This is a genomic window from Methanococcus maripaludis (assembly GCF_013760955.1).
In the GTDB taxonomy this organism is placed as follows: Archaea; AGJL01; Methanococci; order Methanococcales; family Methanococcaceae; genus Methanococcus; species Methanococcus maripaludis_A.
Map to the genome: position 1 here is coordinate 63,148 of NZ_JACDUL010000001.1, position 18,848 is coordinate 81,995.

The 18,848-nt window shown below is 33.9% G+C and carries 23 protein-coding genes; 20 read left to right on the forward strand and 3 right to left on the reverse strand.

All coding sequences use genetic code 11. The features are described from left to right. Positions 1–11: 11 nt before the first annotated feature. Complete coding sequence (locus HNP90_RS00295) at positions 12–713, reverse strand: formate dehydrogenase accessory sulfurtransferase FdhD (RefSeq protein WP_011976880.1); 702 nt, start codon at positions 711–713, stop codon at positions 12–14. A 76-nt stretch (positions 714–789) separates the two neighbouring features. Between HNP90_RS00295 and HNP90_RS00300 the strand changes: the two genes are divergently transcribed. The 8 genes from HNP90_RS00300 to HNP90_RS00335 all read left to right on the forward strand — a co-directional run bounded on the left by HNP90_RS00300 (position 790) and on the right by HNP90_RS00335 (position 6,301). Beyond that, positions 790–1,509 carry a HesA/MoeB/ThiF family protein gene (locus HNP90_RS00300; RefSeq protein WP_011976881.1) on the forward strand — a complete coding sequence of 240 codons (720 nt, stop codon included), beginning with the start codon at positions 790–792 and terminating at the stop codon, positions 1,507–1,509. Further along, on the forward strand, positions 1,502–1,927 hold the full coding sequence (locus tag HNP90_RS00305; RefSeq protein WP_011976882.1) for a molybdenum cofactor biosynthesis protein MoaE: 426 nt from the start codon (positions 1,502–1,504) through the stop codon (positions 1,925–1,927). The genes HNP90_RS00300 and HNP90_RS00305 overlap by 8 nt, the downstream gene beginning before the upstream one ends. A gap of 28 nt (positions 1,928–1,955) precedes the next feature. Beyond that, on the forward strand, positions 1,956–2,699 hold the full coding sequence (locus HNP90_RS00310; protein WP_011976883.1) for a UPF0280 family protein: 744 nt from the start codon (positions 1,956–1,958) through the stop codon (positions 2,697–2,699). A 33-nt stretch (positions 2,700–2,732) separates the two neighbouring features. Continuing rightward, on the forward strand, positions 2,733–2,936 hold the full coding sequence (locus HNP90_RS00315) for a hypothetical protein (RefSeq protein WP_011976884.1): 204 nt from the start codon (positions 2,733–2,735) through the stop codon (positions 2,934–2,936). A gap of 74 nt (positions 2,937–3,010) precedes the next feature. Then, a complete protein-coding gene (bioB, locus tag HNP90_RS00320; protein WP_011976885.1) occupies positions 3,011–3,994 on the forward strand; it encodes a biotin synthase BioB in 984 nt (327 codons plus the stop codon). Next, positions 3,991–4,767 (forward strand): ATP-dependent sacrificial sulfur transferase LarE, encoded by a 777-nt coding sequence (gene larE / locus HNP90_RS00325; RefSeq protein WP_011976886.1) that lies wholly within the window; start codon positions 3,991–3,993, stop codon positions 4,765–4,767. Before bioB ends, larE begins: the two co-directional genes overlap by 4 nt. A 27-nt stretch (positions 4,768–4,794) precedes the next feature. Next, the gene (gene pscS / locus HNP90_RS00330; RefSeq protein WP_011976887.1) at positions 4,795–5,937 is read left to right on the forward strand and encodes an O-phospho-L-seryl-tRNA:Cys-tRNA synthase; all 1,143 of its coding nucleotides are present in this window, start codon (positions 4,795–4,797) and stop codon (positions 5,935–5,937) included. 4 nt (positions 5,938–5,941) lie between these two features. Further along, the gene (locus HNP90_RS00335; RefSeq protein ID WP_011976888.1) at positions 5,942–6,301 is read left to right on the forward strand and encodes a hypothetical protein; all 360 of its coding nucleotides are present in this window, start codon (positions 5,942–5,944) and stop codon (positions 6,299–6,301) included. A gap of 11 nt (positions 6,302–6,312) precedes the next feature. Here the strand turns inward: HNP90_RS00335 and nadA are convergent, their stop codons facing one another. Then, positions 6,313–7,230, reverse strand: coding sequence for a quinolinate synthase NadA (gene nadA / locus HNP90_RS00340; protein ID WP_011976889.1), 918 nt, complete (start codon positions 7,228–7,230; stop codon positions 6,313–6,315). A gap of 58 nt (positions 7,231–7,288) precedes the next feature. Continuing rightward, positions 7,289–7,900, reverse strand: a complete 612-nt coding sequence (locus HNP90_RS00345) for a ThiF family adenylyltransferase (protein WP_011976890.1) — start codon at positions 7,898–7,900, stop codon at positions 7,289–7,291. Positions 7,901–8,104: 204 nt separating this feature from the next. On the opposite strand from HNP90_RS00345, the gene HNP90_RS00350 reads away from it, so the two are divergent. The 12 genes from HNP90_RS00350 to pheT all read left to right on the forward strand — a co-directional run bounded on the left by HNP90_RS00350 (position 8,105) and on the right by pheT (position 18,836). Continuing rightward, entirely contained in the window at positions 8,105–8,551 is a 447-nt protein-coding gene (locus HNP90_RS00350; protein ID WP_011976891.1) for a 4Fe-4S binding protein, read from the forward strand. Positions 8,552–8,573: 22 nt separating this feature from the next. Further along, on the forward strand, positions 8,574–9,632 hold the full coding sequence (gene fwdF, locus HNP90_RS00355) for a tungsten-dependent formylmethanofuran dehydrogenase subunit FwdF (RefSeq protein WP_011976892.1): 1,059 nt from the start codon (positions 8,574–8,576) through the stop codon (positions 9,630–9,632). Between the two features lie 22 nt (positions 9,633–9,654). Then, positions 9,655–9,897, forward strand: a complete 243-nt coding sequence (locus HNP90_RS00360; RefSeq protein ID WP_011976893.1) for a 4Fe-4S binding protein — start codon at positions 9,655–9,657, stop codon at positions 9,895–9,897. A 41-nt stretch (positions 9,898–9,938) separates the two neighbouring features. Then, positions 9,939–10,325 (forward strand): tungsten-dependent formylmethanofuran dehydrogenase subunit FwdD, encoded by a 387-nt coding sequence (fwdD, locus tag HNP90_RS00365; RefSeq protein ID WP_011976894.1) that lies wholly within the window; start codon positions 9,939–9,941, stop codon positions 10,323–10,325. A gap of 20 nt (positions 10,326–10,345) precedes the next feature. Then, the gene (gene fwdA / locus HNP90_RS00370; protein ID WP_011976895.1) at positions 10,346–12,049 is read left to right on the forward strand and encodes a tungsten-dependent formylmethanofuran dehydrogenase subunit FwdA; all 1,704 of its coding nucleotides are present in this window, start codon (positions 10,346–10,348) and stop codon (positions 12,047–12,049) included. Between the two features lie 32 nt (positions 12,050–12,081). Beyond that, a complete protein-coding gene (fwdC, locus tag HNP90_RS00375; protein ID WP_011976896.1) occupies positions 12,082–12,900 on the forward strand; it encodes a tungsten-dependent formylmethanofuran dehydrogenase subunit FwdC in 819 nt (272 codons plus the stop codon). 92 nt (positions 12,901–12,992) lie between these two features. Further along, positions 12,993–13,496, forward strand: a complete 504-nt coding sequence (locus tag HNP90_RS00380; RefSeq protein WP_011976897.1) for a 6-carboxytetrahydropterin synthase QueD — start codon at positions 12,993–12,995, stop codon at positions 13,494–13,496. Positions 13,497–13,586: 90 nt separating this feature from the next. Then, entirely contained in the window at positions 13,587–14,147 is a 561-nt protein-coding gene (locus HNP90_RS00385; RefSeq protein ID WP_011976898.1) for a CBS domain-containing protein, read from the forward strand. Positions 14,148–14,170: 23 nt separating this feature from the next. Continuing rightward, on the forward strand, positions 14,171–15,010 hold the full coding sequence (locus HNP90_RS00390) for a CBS domain-containing protein (RefSeq protein WP_011976899.1): 840 nt from the start codon (positions 14,171–14,173) through the stop codon (positions 15,008–15,010). Between the two features lie 109 nt (positions 15,011–15,119). Next, the gene (locus HNP90_RS00395; protein ID WP_011976900.1) at positions 15,120–16,016 is read left to right on the forward strand and encodes a damage-control phosphatase ARMT1 family protein; all 897 of its coding nucleotides are present in this window, start codon (positions 15,120–15,122) and stop codon (positions 16,014–16,016) included. Positions 16,017–16,079: 63 nt separating this feature from the next. Next, positions 16,080–17,129, forward strand: a complete 1,050-nt coding sequence (gene purM, locus HNP90_RS00400) for a phosphoribosylformylglycinamidine cyclo-ligase (protein ID WP_011976901.1) — start codon at positions 16,080–16,082, stop codon at positions 17,127–17,129. A gap of 42 nt (positions 17,130–17,171) precedes the next feature. After that, positions 17,172–18,836: a phenylalanine--tRNA ligase subunit beta gene (gene pheT / locus HNP90_RS00405; protein ID WP_011976902.1), complete on the forward strand. Its 1,665-nt coding sequence runs from the start codon at positions 17,172–17,174 to the stop codon at positions 18,834–18,836. Positions 18,837–18,848 lie beyond the last annotated feature (12 nt).

Sequence of the window (18,848 nt, forward strand, 5' to 3'; positions counted from 1 at the left end):
AAAACAAATATTTACGATTTAAAATCTATGTTTTCTACCCCGTTGTAAACTGTAAAACGATCAATTCGTGCAAAACCAATTAATAAAACGTCATTTTCTTTTGCCAAAATTACTCCTTTGTCAGTTGACGGGGATTTCGTAATAATTACCGGAATTTTAGAATTTACTGCTTTTTTAACCATTGCAGTAGGCTGTCTTCCACTTGATGCAAGTACACAATTGTTTAAATCAATATTATTTAAAACGGCATATCCAACTACCTTATCTACTGCATTGTGTCTTCCAATGTCTTCAAAATAAATGATTTTGTTTCCTGAAAAATCAAAGAGTGCTGCCCAGTGAACCCCACCCGTTATCTTCCATGTGTCTGATAATGTGGGCATTGTTTCCATGATTTTTTTAATCGTGCTTAAGTTTAAATTTACATCCTTGTTTTTTGTAAGTTGGTTTTTTGAGTCCGTTGTTTCTACAAATATTTTCTTATTTTCTATCTTAATTTTTGAAAAATTTTCAGGAGCGATATATCCTTCTGAAATTGTATACCCCAATCCCAATTCTTCAATATTTTCAGGAGATACAACCATTGTTTCAATTAATTTTCCATCAAGGTATAATTCATAAAAATCCTCAGTTACTATCGTGTCTTCTTTTTCTAAAAGGCCATTTTCTGCGCTCCAAGAATACGTTTTAACTTTTGTAACCATTTTAGACATTTTCGCACACTCCAAAATCATACCATCAATATTATTATAACTTAAAGGACATAGTTGTTTAAATAACTGTGATACCATGAGCTTTGAAAGATACAAAAGACAAATTTTGATGGACGATTTTGGAGAAAATGGCCAAAAAAAACTATTAGATTCAACTGTAACTGTCGTTGGTGTTGGAGGACTTGGAACCGTAGTTTCGCAATATTTGGCCGCTGCAGGGGTTGGAACATTAAAACTTATTGATTATCAGGAAGTTGAACTTTCAAATTTAAACAGGCAAATACTGCATTTTGAAAAAGATGTTGGAATACAAAAGGTCAATTCTGCTAAAGAAAAGTTAGAAAGCCTTAATTCAGATATAAACATTGAAATCTATCCTGAAAAATTAAAAAAAGACCACATTGAAAATTCAGATGTTATTATTGACTGTCTTGATAATTTTAAAGCGAGATACCTTTTAAACAGCTTTTCGAATAAATACAAAATCCCTCTTGTTCACGGGGCAATTGAAGACTTACGCGGGCAGGTTACAACGATAATTCCTGATGAAACACCATGTATTGAATGTATTTTTAAATTAAAAGATGATGAAGAAAATAAATCATTTCCAGTTATTGGGGTAACTCCCGGAGTAATTGGTTCAATTCAGGCGAGTGAAGCGATAAAATTAATAACTGGAATAGGGGCGCCTTTGAAAAATAAATTGCTTTCGATAAACATGCGAACAAATGATTATTTCACATTTAATATTAAAAAAAATCCTGAATGCAAAATTTGCGGTGGTTTAAATGATTAGAGTTTCAGAAGAAGATTTTAATGTAGATATAGAAACTAAAGCACTTTTTAAAGATCATCCTGAAATAGGCGGTCTTGTAAACTTTGTAGGCGTTGTTAGAAACGTAGGATACGATAAAGGTGTTGAAAAAGAGGCCGAATTTATTGAATTTGAATGCTACGAACAAATGGCTTCAAAAAACCTTGAAGAATTAAAAAATAGAGCGATTGAAAAGTTTAACATTATCGATGCTACCGTAATTCATAGGATTGGAACGTTAAAAGTGGGCGATAACATAGTATTGATCGTTGTTGGTGCAAAACATAGAAAAGAAGCATTTTTAGCTTGTGAATACTTAATTGACAGCTTAAAAGAAGAAGTTCCGATATGGAAAAAAGAATTTTCAAAAGATGGTTCTTACTGGGTAGAACAGCACTAATTTATTTTAAGTTTAAAAAAGGAAAACCATGAAATTTTTTCAAGAAAAAATATCCATTAAAGAGACCAACATTCTTTTAAAAGTTGATAATCCAAAATTTTTCAAAATTGCTAAAAATACAATTATCAACGAAAGATTTAACCTTGAAAATTATATTTTGAGAAATCCTATATTTTTAACGAGTTATTCGCCAGTTGAAGTACTTGATAACGCCCCAAAAATTGTAAAATTAATGGCTGAAGCGGGGTTTAACGCGGATGTTGGGCCAATGGCGGCAGTTGCAGGAACCTTCAGCCAGTTAATTGTTGAAAACTTGATTGAAAATGACTGCAAAAATGCAATTTCTGAAAATGGTGGCGATATCTGCTTAAAATGCGAAATGGATACTACTGTTGGGCTTTATGCGGGAAATTCGTCACTTTCTGGAAGTTTGGGGTTTAAGCTAAAAAAGGAAAAAATAAAAAATGGGTATGGAATCTGTACTTCATCGGGAACAGTTGGACATTCAGTGAGCCTTGGAAATGCTGATTCTGTTACCGTGTTTTCAAAATCTGCAAGCATTGCTGATGCAGCTGCTACGTCAATTGGAAATTTTGCAGTTGGAAACAATGTTGATGCAATAAATAAGTGTCTTGAAAAAGCTGAAAACATCCCTAAAATTGACGGTGTTTTTGTGTGTATGGGGGAACACGCTGGAAAAATTGGAAAAATCCCCCAATTCATAAAGACAGATAAAAAAGAAGGTTTAGGAAATGTTTTTGAAATGTTTTAACATAATGTATAGTGTAATATTTTGGTGTAACTCATGAACTCAAAAGCGATCAAGGGTATCTTTTTAATTTCTGCAATAATTTTTTGCATAATCCTTACAGGATGTAACGAATATACCGATCCCTCAAATGAAACTGTTCAGGCAGCCGTTTTAAACGAAGAATATGAAGAAGAAAATGAAGAAAAATACGGCAATTCAAATGATGAAATATATGATGGATCTGAAGAAGATAGATGATCATTAAATTTAAAATGTAAAAACAAATACTATTTTTAAAATCATTTGGAACCACAAACCACAAAGGTGGTCTTTTGAAGGAAATTGAATTAAATTCTGATTCTTTAGAAATTTACGAAAAATCAGCTTCTGAAAAATTGAATAAAAAAGATTTAGTCGACTTATGGAATTTAGATTTAAAGAATTTGCTCGATATTTCATACAGTTTAAAAAAATTGTTTAATAAAGAAAAAATCGATTTATGCTCGATTATGAATGCAAAATCAGGAGTGTGTTCTGAAAACTGCATATTCTGCTCCCAATCAAAACACAACAGTTCAAAAATAGATACTTATGAATTAAAATCAAAAGAAGAAATTTTAAAAAATGCTAAATCGGTTGAAAAATATTCAAACCGCTTTTCAATCGTTGTTAGTGGAAAATCAGTTACAGATTTAGAATTTGAAAATATTATTGAGTCAATTGAAGAAATTCAAAATAAAACGAAATTGAAGGTCTGTGTTTCATTAGGGCTTTTAAATAAAGATAAATTAAAAGCGTTAAAAGAAAAAAACGTAAGAATCCATAATAACCTTGAAACCTCTGAAAATTACTTTAAAAATATCTGTACGAGTCATGATTATATCGACAAAATAAAAGTAATCCTCGAGGCTAAAAAAATGGGACTTGAAATGTGTAGTGGTGGAATTTTTGGAATGGGTGAATCAGTTGCAGATAGAGTCGACTTACTTTTAGATTTAAAAAAGCTCGATGTTGATAGCGTTGCACTAAATTTATTAAATCCAATTTGTGGCACTAGAATTTACGATAAAATAAATTCAGGCGAGTTTATTGAAATTAATCATACTGATGCACTAAAATCAATCTGCATTGCAAGAATTGCACTTCCTAAAAAAGTAATACGGCTATGCGGTGGAAGAGAACATGTTTTAAAAGATATGCAGAAGTATTCTCTTTATGTACTTGACGGATTAATGATTGGTAATTATTTGACTACAAATGGACAAAATATTCAGTCTGATTTAAAAATGATTGATGAAATGGGTTTTAAGCAATGATAAACATGGAAAAAGGTCTGCTTGAAAAGTATACTTCTTTAAAAGAGTTTCTCAACAATAAAAAAGTAATCGTTGCATATTCCGGAGGTGTTGACAGCACCCTCGTTTCAAAAATTGCAAGCGATAATACAAAAACACTTGCAGTAACGATTGACAATGGATTTTTTTCTGAAAATATAATAAAAAAAGCGGAAAACCGTGCTAAAAAATACAATATACCTCAAAAAACCATAAAAATAGATTATTTAGATGAGATTACTTCAAAAGACTTGAAAAATCGATGTTATAACTGTAAAAAAAGAATTGCAGAAGAACTTAGAAAAATAAAAAATGAATTCAATTATGATATTATCGTTGATGGAACAATTTACAACGATACTTTTGAAGACCGGCCTGGAATAAAAGCTTTTCACGAAGAAAATATAATTTCCCCCCTATCGGATTTAAAATTCAGTAAAAGCGATATTTTTGAATTATCAAACTATTTAAAAATTGATATTCCAAAAAAAGACACCTGTATGGCCACCCGTATTTTATCACCCCCGATTTCAGAAGAAAATATGAATAAATCGAATTTAGCAGAAGAGTTTATAAAATCAAACTTCCATATTGAAAGTTATTTAAGGGTTCGATACCTTGAAAATATTGCAATTATTGAGATAACAAAAGAAGAATCAGCAAAAATAATAGATAATGATTCAATAGAACGAATAGACACAGAACTTAAAAAAATAGGGTTTGAAAAGGTTGTACTTGACCTTAAGTTTAAATAATCAAATTACGCGAGAACTGGTGATTTTATGGATATAAATACTGACAAATACAAAAATATTACGAGAAATCTTGAAAGAGAAATGATTAATTTAAATCCGATACAGAGGGGAGGAATAATTCCAACTGAAGCTAAAAAAATAATATACGAATACTGGGATGGATACAGTGTCTGCGATTACTGTTCTGGAAGACTTGACCAGATAGAAACTCCCCCGATAAACGAATTTTTAGAAGATATGTCTAAATTTTTAGGAATGGACATAACTAGACCTACACACGGTGCAAGAGAGAGTAAATACGCGGTTATGAATTCCATCTGTAAAGAAGGAGATTACGTAGTTTTAGATGGAAACGCGCACTATACTTCATATGTAGCACTTGAAAGGGCGAAATTAAACTACGAAAAAACTGAAATTGAGGAATATCCGACATTTAGAGTAATTCCTGAAAGCTACGCTGAAAAAATTGATTTGCTCGAAGATTCTAAAAAAAATATCGGATTAATCCTTTTAACTCACGTTGATGGAAACTACGGAAACGTTGCAGATGTTGAAAAGGTCGGAAAAATTGCAAAATCTAAAGGATACCCATTTTTATTAAATTGTGCATATTCTGCTGGAAGAATGCCGATTGATGGGAAAAAATTAAATGTTGACTTTATTGCAGCGTCAGGTCATAAAAGTATGGCTGCTTCAGGCCCTTGCGGCCTTCTTTCAATAAATAAAAAATACGAAGATGAAGTGCTTGAAACTTCAAAAGTAAATGTCGTAAAAGAACTCCAGATGCTTGGATGCACAAGCAGAGGAATTCCAATTTTGAGTTTGATGGCAAGCTTTGAACACCTGATTGAAAGGGTTAAAAAGTGGGATTTAGAAGTTGAAAAAACAAGAAAAGTTGTCAATGAACTTGAACCACTCGGATTTAACCAGATTGGAGAAAAACCAAGAAACCACGATATTATACGATTTGAAACTCCGATTTTAGATAAAATTGCGGAGAAAGATAAAAGAAGAGGCTTTTTCTTTTATGAAGAACTTAAAAAAAGAGGAATTGGTGGAATCAGAAGAGGGGTTACAAAAGAATTCAAGATGAGTGTTTATGGATTAACAAATGTTCAAGTTGATTATGTAATAAATAGTATGAAATCCATCATAAACGAGTTAAGGTGAATTAATGAGTTCTAAATATATACTTCCAGTAATTATGCTATTAATTCTTGCGGTTGCAGCATATTTCTCTTTTGGACCAGATACTCCCGAAAAGTATGTATATTTGGGGGTAACATTTAATCAAGGCGGTGTAGGGTATCAAGGTTATACTGTTGAAGGACAGAATATAATTTTTGAATACTCAAGAGAAGGAGAATCTTTTTCACAAGCGCTAAATCTAAAAATTGCACAGACTGATGAACAGTATAAAAATATAGAACATGTATACGTAAAAATCGATACTAATGGAGACATACAGTACTACGAAGCCGAAATATTCGATGAAACTGAAGGAATGGTAAAATACTACGTAAAAGAAGAATAAAATAAAAAAATTTAAATTGAAAGCATTCTCTCGATTGCTTTTCTTGCATCTTCAATTATTTTTTCGTCAAGTTTTACTTCATAGTTTTCATCCATAAGACATTTTTCTATTTTTTCTAAAGTTATGTTCTTCATGGAAGTGCATAAAGCATCTTTTCTTAAGGGGATCAACTTCTTTGATTTTCCCGCCTTTTTAAGATCTATTTTAAGTCTTGATATCATATCACATTCTGTTCCAATAATAAATTCATCACATTTTGAATTTAAAACGTGTTTTACCATCCCACCAGTACTCATTACATGATCTGCAATTTCCTGCAATTCAGGGTTACTTTCAGGGTGGATTAAAAGCTCTGCATTAGGATAATTTTCTTTTACTGCTTTTGCATCATCTAATGTAAACATTTTATGAACATAGCAGTGTCCCCCCTTTGGCATTGGAATAATTTTTTTATCTGACCTTCTTGATACAAAATACCCTAAATTATTGTCTGGACCAAATAATATCTCGTCTTCTTCGAAAGAATTTACCACCAAATCTGCATTTGCAGAAGTACATGTTGCATCAGCCAGCGCCTTTGCAGATGCAAGCGTATTTACATAAATGATAACTTTTGCATAGGGGTGTTTTTTCTTTGCATCGAGTATAACTTCGGGTGGAAGCTGGTGTGCCATTGGGCAGTCTGTTTCAATAATTTCTGGAATCAGCACCTTTTTTCCGCTGTTTAGTACCTTTGCGGTTTCTGCCATGAAATCCACGCCACAAAATACAATTATATCTGCATCCGTATCTCTTGCAGCAATGCATAGTTCCAGTGAATCTCCAATGATATCAGAAATTTTCTGTATTTCTTCAGGCTGGTAGTTGTGAGCCAAGATTACTGCGTTTTTTTCGTTTTTCAGTTTATTTATTCTCTCAATTATATCCATAAAAACACCAAATGTAAATTCGTGATTCTAAATTGATTTTTTACTTTTTTATTACATTTTAGTTTATCAATTCTTTTTTAATTTTTAAAGATTCTATAACGATGCGTTTTGCCATCTCGTCTAAAGTGTATGGTGTTATTGGTTCCATATCTTTTATAAATTTACCCGTACCAATTACCAAATGTCCTTTTGTTTCCATTTTTAAAAATTCCACAGGCCCTTTTTCAGACACTGCATCACCAATTTTAATTATTGGATTGAATCCAAATACCCCGTTAGTTCCAATTGCAACTTTTCCAGTGTTTTTACAGTATTCTACAATTTTTTTTCTAATTGGGAGAGTATCCCCCCCTGCAAAAACAATTAAAACTACATTTCCAGTAATTTTTTCGATATTTTCTTCAGTTATATCTTCAAAAAATGCTTCGATTCTTTCTGGGAAAAATTCTTTTAAAAAATTTACCTTATATTCTCCAAGTTTTGCACCGTGTTTTCTGTGCACTACATCATTTTGATCAATTCGTGCCGCATCAAAAATCTGGAGCTTTTCAAATCCGCCCCTGTGAACTTCCAGTAAATCCATTGCAATTCTGATTCCAAGTCTTCCGCAACCAATAATAGAAACGGTTCCTTTCGGTTTTAAATTATCTTCCAGTGCTTTGATATCCATAAAAATCACGCATATAATATATTTATTTGAAATTGACATTTTTCAATTAAATTTTTGAATTTACATATATAATTATCCTTTATTAATATAAAGATAACGTTAGCAAACCTAACATAACTATATATAGATTACCATTTGACTTTAGAAGAATCATATATATAGAAACGAGGCGTATGTTGTATATGACTCACATGGGATGAAAATATGCCAGAACATATACTATCAGGGATCAAAGCAGTAGTCGCAATAAATATGCGAAAAGAAGGGAAACTTCAAAGAGAGATAGCAGAGTTTCTAGAAATGGATCGTTCAATCATCTCCCACTACCTACACGGCAGATATCCATCAGATAAGGTCATGAGAGTCTCTGAAGAGATTATAAATTTACCCCGAGAATACGGTATTCCATTAATTACTTCGCTTGGCGACAACAAGCAGATTACTAAAAAGTTAATAGAACGGATTTACAAAATAAAAATAAGTATTGACATGGAAAAGTGTATCGCGTGTGGCAAATGCCTTGAATGCGAATACGGGGCAATTTCAGTATATTCCGAAGATATCGGCATATCAATAGACAGAGAAAAATGCATTCTTTGTTGTAAATGCGTTTCCGAATGTCCTGTTGGTGCTTTAAAAATAGTCAGATAATCGAAATTAGGGAGGAAATACAATGAAAAACTTCAAAAAAGACGACAATGATGGCGTCATTGAAATTTCAAGAAGCGGCGTTGAAAAGAGAGTCTTGAAATGGGACGACTGCACCTGTGTTGGTTGCGGTATTTGTAGCGAAATCTGTCCTACAAGCGCTATAGAAATGGGGCCATTAGGTGCTATTTTTAAAGGAGAACTTGATGCTCCAAAATTGGATATCTCAGAAAAATGTGTTTTATGTGGTATGTGTGCATGTGCATGTCCCTTTGATGCAGTTAAATTAAGCATTAACGACAAACCAATCACTGAAATGTCACAATACCCTAAAATCAAAAGAGGAATTGAATTAAATCAATCCAAATGTGTTTTATGTGAACAGTGTGAATTAGTATGCCCTCAGTGCGCTATTGACGTTGAAAGAGAACTTCCTGAAAGAAAATCTCTAGTATTGGGAGAAATTACAATTAAAAAAGATGCTTGTGTTTTGTGTGGAATCTGTGCTGAATACTGTCCTGCTGATGCAATTGAATTGATTCCAAATGAAATGAACGCTTTAAGTTTAAACCCAATTGCAGATATTAAGGTGGATTTAGATGCTTGTGTATACTGTAAAGTGTGTGAAAAAGCATGCCCTCACAATGCAATTGAAGCAATTTGCTACAAATGTCCACTTGCAAGCAGAATTAAAGAGCCTGAACTTTACAAAGAAATCAAAGGACAAACAAACATTGACAAAGACCTCTGTGTATCCTGTGGATGGTGTGCAAACATCTGTCCTGCTGATGCAATAACAGTTGAAAAACCATTCGAAGGAGAATTAATCATTGACGAACCTGCATGTAACGCATGTGGTGCATGTATTTCAGTTTGTCCATGTAACGCACTTGTATTCCCTCAACCTGAAAAACAGGGAGACAAAGTACCTAATGTTGTCGTTAACCAGGATGTATGTATCCTCTGTGGTGCATGTACACACTCATGCCCTGTTGATGCATTGACCGTTAAGAGAACAAAAATAAATATGACCGAAGCAAATGCACCTGCATGGAAAAAAGCTTTCTCAAAATTAATGAAATAATTTGAATATTATAGGTGATTTAATGTACAAACTTGAAGTATATCCTGATAAATGTCACGGATGCGGAAACTGTGTTGTTGCATGCCCAGTAAATGCACAAGACCCTGATGTATACGGTGGCAAAGGACCGAGCAGTGATGAAAAATTAATTATGAGAATAGAAAATGGTGTTGTATCCGTCGTAAATGGGGACTTATGCGGTGGATGCGGTGCATGTATTGAGGCATGCCCTGTTGATGCCATTAAATTAGTTATTGTAAAATAACTAAAATTCTAAGCATATCTTATCTATTGTTGGGTGATATTATGAAATTTATGCTAAATACGGGACGAACCATCTGGCAAGGCGAAGCCATTGAAGCTGGAAAGAACCTTGAAATGTACAGGAAAGCTGCAGGAGTCTGCTACATGAATCCAGAAGACATGGATGCATTGGGAGTTAAAGATGGCGATGCAATAAAAGTAACTTCAGAATACGGTGACGTTGCAGTAAATGCAATTACAACAGACCAGCCAGCTCCAATTGGTATGATATTCATCCCAATGGGACCTTGGGCAAATAGGGTTGTTTTACCAGATACTGAAAGTACAGCAATGCCCTCTTTTAAAGGACCTCTTGAAGTAAACGTCGAAAAAACTGACGAAGAAGTACTGTTAATGTCTGATCTAATGAGAAAAGCATACATTGAATAATTGGAATATCGGGTGATCTCATGGAATATATCATAAGAAATGGTACCGTCTACGACCCTAAAAACAAGGTCAACGGAGAAAAGATGGATATCTGCGTAAAAGACGGAAAAATCGTAGAATCTGTATCAAAAAATGCTTTAGAAATTGATGCAAATAAAAAAGTAGTAATGGCAGGTGGTGTTGATTCACACAGCCACATTGCTGGTGCTAAAGTAAATACTGGAAGGACACTAAGACCTGAAGACAGTAAAAAAGATCTATTTTCAAAAGAAGGATTGAGACAAGGTTCTGGATTTTCAATACCTTCGACATTTAAAACAGGTTACCAATACTCCGGTATGGGTTACACAACAGTTATCGAAGCAGCTATGCCGCCGCTTGTTGCAAGACACACACACGAAGAATTTATGGATTTACCACAAATCGACAAAGCTGCAATGCCATTATTTGGTAACAGCTGGATGGTACTCGAATACTTGAAAAATGGCGATTTGAGTATGTGCGCTGCATACGTTGCATGGCTTTTAAGAGTAACAAAAGGATATGCAATAAAAATCGTAAACCCTGGTGGAACCGAAGCTTGGGGTTGGGGTAAAAACGTACACGGTTTAGATGATGAAGTTCCATACTTTGGAATTACACCAAGAGAAATCGTAACCGGACTTGCAAAAGTAAACGAAATGCTCGGATTACCCCATTCCGTTCACGTACACCCAAATAACCTCGGTCACCCCGGAAACTGGGAAACTACCATTGACACAATGGATTGTGTAAAAGATATCAAAGCTAAACCAAAATTCGGTGAAAGGGATACTGTTTACTATAACACCCACTTACAATTCCACTCATACGGTGGAACTTCATGGAAAGACTGTGTAAGTAAAGGTGTAGAAACTGCAGATTATGTGAACAAACACAAACACGTAATGATCGATGTTGGTCAGGTTACACTTGATGAAACCACCACAATGACTGCGGATGGACCAATGGAATACGATCTCCACATGACAAACGGCCTTAAATGGGCAAACTGTGATGTTGAGCTTGAAACCGGTTCAGGTGTTGTTCCATTTATCTACTCACCGAAAGGACCAGTTTACGCCCTCCAGTGGGCTATTGGTTTGGATATTTTCCTCTACACAAATCCTGAAAAATTAATTTTAACAACAGACCACCCTAATGCAGGACCATTCGTAAGATACCCAAGAGTTATCGCTTGGTTACTTAGCAAAGAATACAGAGATGACTGGATTCAGAACCGAGTTCATGCATGGGCTGCACAAAAAAGCCACATAACTGAAACCGACAGAGAATACTCAATGTATGAAATTGCACAGATTACAAGAGCAAATTCATCAAAAGTACTCGGTTTAAGTGGCGACAGAGGCCATTTAGGTGTTGGTGCTAAAGCAGACGTTTCAATATACGACATTAGCCCTGAAGAAAAATCAGGTAAAAAGATAGAAAAAGCATTCCTTGAAGCAGCCTATGTGTTAAAAAACGGCGATATAGTTGTAAAAAACGGAAATGTTGTAAAAGAAGTTTATGGGGATACAATCTTTGTAAACGCAGAGGTAAACGAGACTTTAGAAGCAGAACTCTTAAAAGACCTCAACATGAAGTTTAGAAAACTCTATTCCGTGAACATGGAAAATTACCCGGTTCAAGATGCTTATGCAAACAGCTGGATGCCTATAAACATTGATGCTACTGAAATACAATAAGGAATCTTATTCAATCTTTTTATGGTGAAATTATGAATGAATTAATTCTTAATTTGAAGGGCGATGTATCAGTCCCTATTGAAGTAGATAAAATACTTCCAGAAAAAATTCAAGAAATGAGTTTAGAAGAAATCTCAAAAATTGAATTAATACAGGGAAATAAAACTGCTAAAATGAGTGAAATCTTTGATATTGAACTCAAAGAAAGTACTGTTGCAAAAGTAATCATTAACAATTGCTCCAAAAAAGTTAAAAGAATCGGCGAAAAAATGACTTCTGGCGAAATCGTTGTAAATGGAGATGCTGGAATGTACGTTGGAGTCGAAATGAAAGGCGGAAAAATTACCGTAAATGGGGATGCTGAAAGCTGGGTTGGCCAAAACCTCAAAGGTGGAGAAATTACCATTAACGGAAACGCTGAAAACTACGTAGGTTCTGCATACCGGGGCGACTGGAGAGGAATGAGTGGTGGAACAATTACCATCACAGGTAACGCCGGATCCGAACTTGGAGAATACCTAAAAGGCGGAACGATTGTTATTAAAGGAAATACAAAAATCATGCCTGGAGTTCACCAAAACGGCGGTATGATAATTATTGAAGGAGATATTGAAGGAAGAGCTGGCGGGGAAATGATGAAAGGTGCTATCGTAGTTTACGGTAAAATCTTAGAAGCGCTCCCTTCATTCAAATTCGAAGGAATAGTTGAAGACCCACTCGTTAAATTATCTAAAAAAGATGCCGGAACCCAGTTAAAAGGAACATTTATAAAATTCACCGGAGACTACGTAAACAACAAACCTAAAGGGGAACTTTACGCGGCTATCGATAACAATAAAAACTTACTCTAATACTTTTTTAAATTTTTAAAATTAATACTATTTTGAATTATTTTTTATACCTCTATTTGTATAGTATCAATTATAATCTAAGGAGGATTACTATGATTTTAGAATTAAACGGAATTTATGCAGGACTTCGATTTTCATCAGCACATATCGTATTTGGACATGACAGCTGCGGAGTAATTCACGGTCATTCTTACTACGTGGACGTAAAACTTTCGGGAGAGCCGTCCGGTGAATTTGGGTTTGTCTGCGATTTTAAAATATTAAAGCAGATTGTAAAGGAACTCTGTGGTGAACTTGACCATAAACTGCTTGTTCCAAGAGACCATGAAAACATGGAATACTCAATGGAAGGCGATTCAATTTATTTAGAATACGTTGAAAAAAGTGGAAATGTAAAAAAATACATGTTTCCAGTGGAAGACATTAATTTACTCCCATTAAAATCAACTACCGCAGAAGATCTATCCATTTACTTTGCGAAATTTATTGAAGATAAGCTTCGAAAAATGGATCTTGAAAAGTCAGTCGAATGGATTGAAACCACAGTAAATGAAGGAATTGGTCAAGGTGCAAGATACATCTTAAACTTGAAATAATAGTGCAAAAGGCGTGAAATCAAATAAAAATTTATATAAATCAGAATTTGCACACTTTTACCATGATTATTTTCTAAACCTGGTGATAACATGAACCTGGAGCTTTCAGTAACTGAAGCCATGAGTACGCCGGTAGCCACAGTAACATTGGATACCACCGCTTACGATGTGGCAAATATCCTTAAAGACAAAGGAATTGGTTGTTTAGTAGTATTAAACGATGCTGGAAAACCAGTTAGTATCATAACGGAACGGGATTTAGCACTAGGAGTTGCTTCAAGAAACCTAAAATCAAAAGAAGTAATTGTGGAAGAAATTGCTTCTCCAAAATTAATAGCCATTGCTCCAAAATCTACAATAATGGATGCGGCTAGGAAAATGGATTTGGAAAATGTAAAAAGACTCCCCGTAATTGATGGTGATGAATTACTTGGAATAGTTACGGTAAGTGATATTACAAAACTATCCCCTGAGCTCTTCAATATAATGGTTGAAACAAATGAAATTCATAATTCAGAATATCCATACTCTGGAACTGAGGAAATCGAAGGAATTTGTGAAATTTGCGGAAGTACAGACAGTGTAAACTACATCAACGGAAGATATATCTGTAAAAACTGTACTGAAGATTCTGAAGGCGAAGATGAGTAATTATCTAAAAAAAGAGGGATATTTTGAAAATAAAAACCATTGTCGGCGAAAAAAAAGTCGAAAAAGTATACCCTACTACTAAAATTATCGAAGCCCTTGACATGATGGATAAAAAAAACATCAGAAGGATATCTGTCGTTGATCCTGGAACTGGAAGAGTAGAAGGAATCCTCACAAATATGGACATTGTAGATCTGTTAGGTGGAGGTTCCAAATATAACCTTGTAAAGTTCAAACACAACCACAACATGCTTTCTGCCATCAATGAGCCAGTAAAAGAGATAATGACCGACAATGTGGTATTAATAAAGGAAAATGCAGAATTAGACGAAGTAATCAATTTATTTGTTGAGGAAAAAATTGGTGGAATGCCTGTAATCGATAAATCAGGCGTTTTGATTACGACGATCAATGAACGAGATGTTATAAAATACTTAAAAGACCAGGTTGACGAAAAACTTCTTGTAAAAGACTGCATGACTGAAAATGTAGTTTTCGCAACACCGGGGGAACGATTAAAGGATGTTGCAAGAACAATGCTTAGAAATGGATTTAGAAGGCTTCCTGTAGTTTCCGAAGAAAAATTAGTCGGAATTATTACTTCAACTGACTTTGTAAAATTATTTGGAAGCGACTGGGCATTTAACCATATGAAAACTGGAAATATCCGAGAAATTACAAATGTAAGAATGCAAGACATTATGAAAACAGATATCGTTTCCGTAACGTCTGATATCAAGTTAATTAATGCAGTTGCTAAAATGAACGAGTTAAATATCGGTGTAATTCCAGTAGTTGATGGAGAAAAACTTATCGGACTGCTCACTGAAAAGGATATTGTAAAATGCATTTACAAAAAATAAAATAAATTACAACTTTTTTTAGATTTTTTATTAAAATTAGCATTTATTTTTTATAGTGAAATTTACTATTATTTTTCAAATTTGATTAGTATATTACCGGTGATGACTTTTGAAAATTAAACCAGAATGTGCACTTTGTATTACACGACAGGTTGTAGATGTTGCAAAGGAATTAACAGATAACAAATCCGAACAGTTTAAAATCATAGCTTGGGGACTTGAAAAAATATCCGAAATGTATGGGGAATCTTCCGTTCCTTCATTTATGGGTACTGAACTCCACAGGCATTTGAAAGAAAAAACCCAAAATAGCGACCCTTACAAAAATTTAAAAGATGTTGCAAACGAATTTGCCCTCAAATATCTAAATGATGTTGAACATTTACTTGAAAGTGATGATGAACTCGAAAGATTGCAGAAAAAAGTAAAATTGGCAATTGCAGGAAATGTAATTGATTTTGGCCCATTTAGTACTGATGTCAATATCGAAAATATGGTAAAAACGACACTTGATGGAAAATTAGATCTTGATTTTAGTGAAGAATTATTAAATGAACTTAAAAGTTCAAAAAAAGTATTTTACACCTGTGACAATGCAGGCGAAGTTGTTTTTGACCTTCCATTAATAAAAGAACTTAAAAATTACGTTGAAGTTGTTGTATCCGTTAAAGGAAGTCCAATATTAAACGATGCTACATTAGAAGACGTTAAAACCGCAGGAATCGATAAAGTAACAAAAGTAATTACAAGTGGAACTGATACAATTGGAATCAGGTTTGAAGAATCCTCAGAAGAATTCCTAAGTGAATTAAATAGTTCTGATTTCATTATTGCGAAAGGAATGGGCAATTATGAGAGTTTAACTGAATATGAAGAAAAACAGGGAAAATCCGAAAAAATACCTGTTTACTATATATTAAAAGCGAAATGTGAGCCTGTTGCTGAACACGTTGGAGTACATGAAGGCGATAACGTTCTTTTAAGGAAAGAAATAAGTAAAGTTTAAAATTAATAAACGAAAGAGTACATAAAGAAAAACATTTATTCATTATTTTTTTAGGTGGTATTTTTGGTAACATACAAAGACGCTGGTGTGGATATTTATAAAGAAGACAAAGTAATAAGGGCACTTGCATCCCAGATAAAATTTGAAAGAACTGATGCAATAAAACCTGCTGATTTAAAAGGACACTATGCAGGAGCTATTGAATTTGGAGATTATTATTTGGTGCTCTGCACTGATGGTGTTGGAAGTAAAATGGTCGTTGCAGAAATGGCGAACAAGTTCGACACCGTTCCAATAGATATGATTGCAATGAATGTAAACGATGCAATATGTATCGGAGCTGAACCTGTTGCACTTGTTGACTACATGGCAGTTGAGGATATCACAGAAGATATAGCATCCCAAATTGGAAAAGGATTGAATGACGGGATAAAAGAATCAAACATCAATTTAATCGGTGGAGAAACTGCGTCACTTCCAAACATGATCAAAGGAGTAGATTTAGCAGGAACCGTTCTTGCAGTTGTTAAAAAAGATGAAATCGTTTCAGGAAAAGAAGTAAAACCTGGAAATGTTATTGTCGGTTTAAGAAGTAGTGGAATTCACAGTAACGGACTATCACTTGCAAGGAAAGTATTTTTCGAAATTTCAAACCTTGATGTTAAAAGCAAATTATCACACGGAAAAACGGTTGCTGAAGAACTTTTAACACCTACAAAAATTTACGTAAAACCAGTTTTAGAAATGATTAAACAGGTGAATGTAAAAGGACTCGCGCACATTACTGGCGGTGGCTTTAGAAAATTAAAAAGATTAAACAAGGATGTATGCTACAAAATCGATGAATTACCTGAAATTCTTCCAATATTTAAAGAAATACAGAATTTAGGAAATGTAGCAGACCAAGAAATGTTTAAAACATTTAACATGGGTATTGGATTTTGTGTAATTGTTGAAAAAGACGATGCAGAAAAAATAATTGAAATATCAAACCACCACAACATCGCTGCATTTGTAATTGGAAAAATCGAAGAAAGCGTTGAAGTAAATGGTGAAACTAAACGGGAAACAGTTTTAGTTGAATATAACAACAAAAAAATGATAATGGAATGATTTAAAGAATAATTTTTTAAATTAAGAACACGGGTGAATACTGTGCCTACAATTAATGTAAATAAAGTAGATTTAGAGAGATTAAGCAATATTTCCCTTTCGGATAAGATGATTGAAGATAGATTTCCGATGATGGGGGTAGAAGTTGAAGAAATATTTGAAGAAGTCGATAAAAGCGGAAAAAAACAGAAAATGGTACAGTTTTCGATAAATCCGGATAGACCTGATTATTTAAGTGTCGAAGGTCTTGCACGAGGGTTCAGAGGATTTATGGGGATTACTACGGGAATTCAAGAATTCGAAGTACTCCCTTCTGACATTAAAGTAACTGTTGAAGAAAATAAAACAAGACCTTATGTTGCATTTGCACTCGTTAAAAATGTATTAATGGATGAACTTGTCCTTGAAAGCATGATAAACCTTCAGGAAAAGTTACACTGGGCAATTGGAAGGGATAGAAAAAAACTTGCAATTGGAATTCACGACTTCGATAAAGTAAAAGCTCCATTTACATACAAAGAAATTAAAGGAGACGAAATTAAATTTGTTCCTTTGGGTTATGAAGACGAAGAAATGACCCCTAGAGAAATTATTGAAAAACACGAAAAAGGAATAAAATACGCACACTTAATTCAAGACGATAGATTTCCAATCATTGTCGATGTAAATGGAGAAGTTCTCTCACTTCCACCAATAATCAACGGAACACTAACAAAAGTAACCCCTACATCCAAAAACTTACTTATAGATATTACTGGAACTGAAAAAGAGGCTGTTGAAGAAACGCTAAATATTATAGTATGTGCACTTGCAGAAAGGCGAGGAACAATTGTTTCAGTAAACGTTAACGGAAAAAAATATCCCGATTTAACATTAAAATCAAGAATAATTTCTATAGAATCAATCAATAAAAAATTGGGTCTTGAATTAAATCCTGGAGAAATTATTCAGGCTGTTAAAAAATCTGGTATGGATGCACTCTACGAAGATGGAAATCTGATTGTAAAAATTCCTGCATACAGAAACGACATTCTTCATAATGTTGATTTAAAAGAAGAAATTGCTATAAACTACGGGTATGAAAAATTCGAAGGAAAATTGCCTTCAGTTGCAACTACCGGCTCAAAAGACCCTGTTGAAAAAAAATGTAACGCAATGTCTGATTTAATGATTGGACTTGGATTCTACGAAGTTATGAATCTTACACTTTCAAATCAAGATACGTTGTTTGAAAAAATGAATTTAAAAGTAGAAGAAAAAGACTACATCGAAGTTTTAAAACCTGCTTCAATCGAACATAGGGTTCTTAGAACTTCGATTCTTCCGCTTCTTTTAGAAACGCTATATATCAACAAACATCATTCCCTCCCTCAAAAGATATTTGAAATTGGGGACTGTGTAATTATCGATGAAAATGATACTGAAACTGATACCAAGTGCAAAAATATCAAGAAAATTGCGGGTGCGATAACACATCCTTTAACGAACTTTAACGAAATAAAAAGTTCAACTGAAGCACTTCTTAGAGAGTTTTTTGAAGATTTTGAATTTGAAAACTATGAACACCCGGCATTCATACCTGGAAGATGCGCAAAAATAATAAAAGATGGAAAAGAAGTAGGATTCTTTGGGGAAATTCATCCTGAAGTGATTTTAAACTTCGAACTCGAACATCCGATAGTTGGGTTCGAAATAACTATTGAATAATTATTTTAACTT

Bases quoted from the DNA above. Each gene is read 5' to 3' on its own strand.
- HNP90_RS00385 (WP_011976898.1), top strand. From the start codon at position 13,587: ATGAACCTGGAGCTTTCAGTAACTGAAGCCATGAGTACGCCGGTAGCC.
- nadA (WP_011976889.1), bottom strand. From the start codon at position 7,230: ATGGATATAATTGAGAGAATAAATAAACTGAAAAACGAAAAAAACGCA.
- HNP90_RS00350 (WP_011976891.1), top strand. From the start codon at position 8,105: ATGCCAGAACATATACTATCAGGGATCAAAGCAGTAGTCGCAATAAAT.
- HNP90_RS00305 (WP_011976882.1), top strand. From the start codon at position 1,502: ATGATTAGAGTTTCAGAAGAAGATTTTAATGTAGATATAGAAACTAAA.
- pscS (WP_011976887.1), top strand. From the start codon at position 4,795: ATGGATATAAATACTGACAAATACAAAAATATTACGAGAAATCTTGAA.
- HNP90_RS00345 (WP_011976890.1), bottom strand. From the start codon at position 7,900: ATGGATATCAAAGCACTGGAAGATAATTTAAAACCGAAAGGAACCGTT.
- fwdC (WP_011976896.1), top strand. From the start codon at position 12,082: ATGAATGAATTAATTCTTAATTTGAAGGGCGATGTATCAGTCCCTATT.
- HNP90_RS00295 (WP_011976880.1), bottom strand. From the start codon at position 713: ATGTCTAAAATGGTTACAAAAGTTAAAACGTATTCTTGGAGCGCAGAA.
- fwdF (WP_011976892.1), top strand. From the start codon at position 8,574: ATGAAAAACTTCAAAAAAGACGACAATGATGGCGTCATTGAAATTTCA.
- HNP90_RS00300 (WP_011976881.1), top strand. From the start codon at position 790: ATGAGCTTTGAAAGATACAAAAGACAAATTTTGATGGACGATTTTGGA.
- HNP90_RS00335 (WP_011976888.1), top strand. From the start codon at position 5,942: ATGAGTTCTAAATATATACTTCCAGTAATTATGCTATTAATTCTTGCG.
- HNP90_RS00310 (WP_011976883.1), top strand. From the start codon at position 1,956: ATGAAATTTTTTCAAGAAAAAATATCCATTAAAGAGACCAACATTCTT.
- HNP90_RS00380 (WP_011976897.1), top strand. From the start codon at position 12,993: ATGATTTTAGAATTAAACGGAATTTATGCAGGACTTCGATTTTCATCA.
- fwdD (WP_011976894.1), top strand. From the start codon at position 9,939: ATGAAATTTATGCTAAATACGGGACGAACCATCTGGCAAGGCGAAGCC.
- HNP90_RS00315 (WP_011976884.1), top strand. From the start codon at position 2,733: ATGAACTCAAAAGCGATCAAGGGTATCTTTTTAATTTCTGCAATAATT.
- larE (WP_011976886.1), top strand. From the start codon at position 3,991: ATGATAAACATGGAAAAAGGTCTGCTTGAAAAGTATACTTCTTTAAAA.
- HNP90_RS00360 (WP_011976893.1), top strand. From the start codon at position 9,655: ATGTACAAACTTGAAGTATATCCTGATAAATGTCACGGATGCGGAAAC.
- fwdA (WP_011976895.1), top strand. From the start codon at position 10,346: ATGGAATATATCATAAGAAATGGTACCGTCTACGACCCTAAAAACAAG.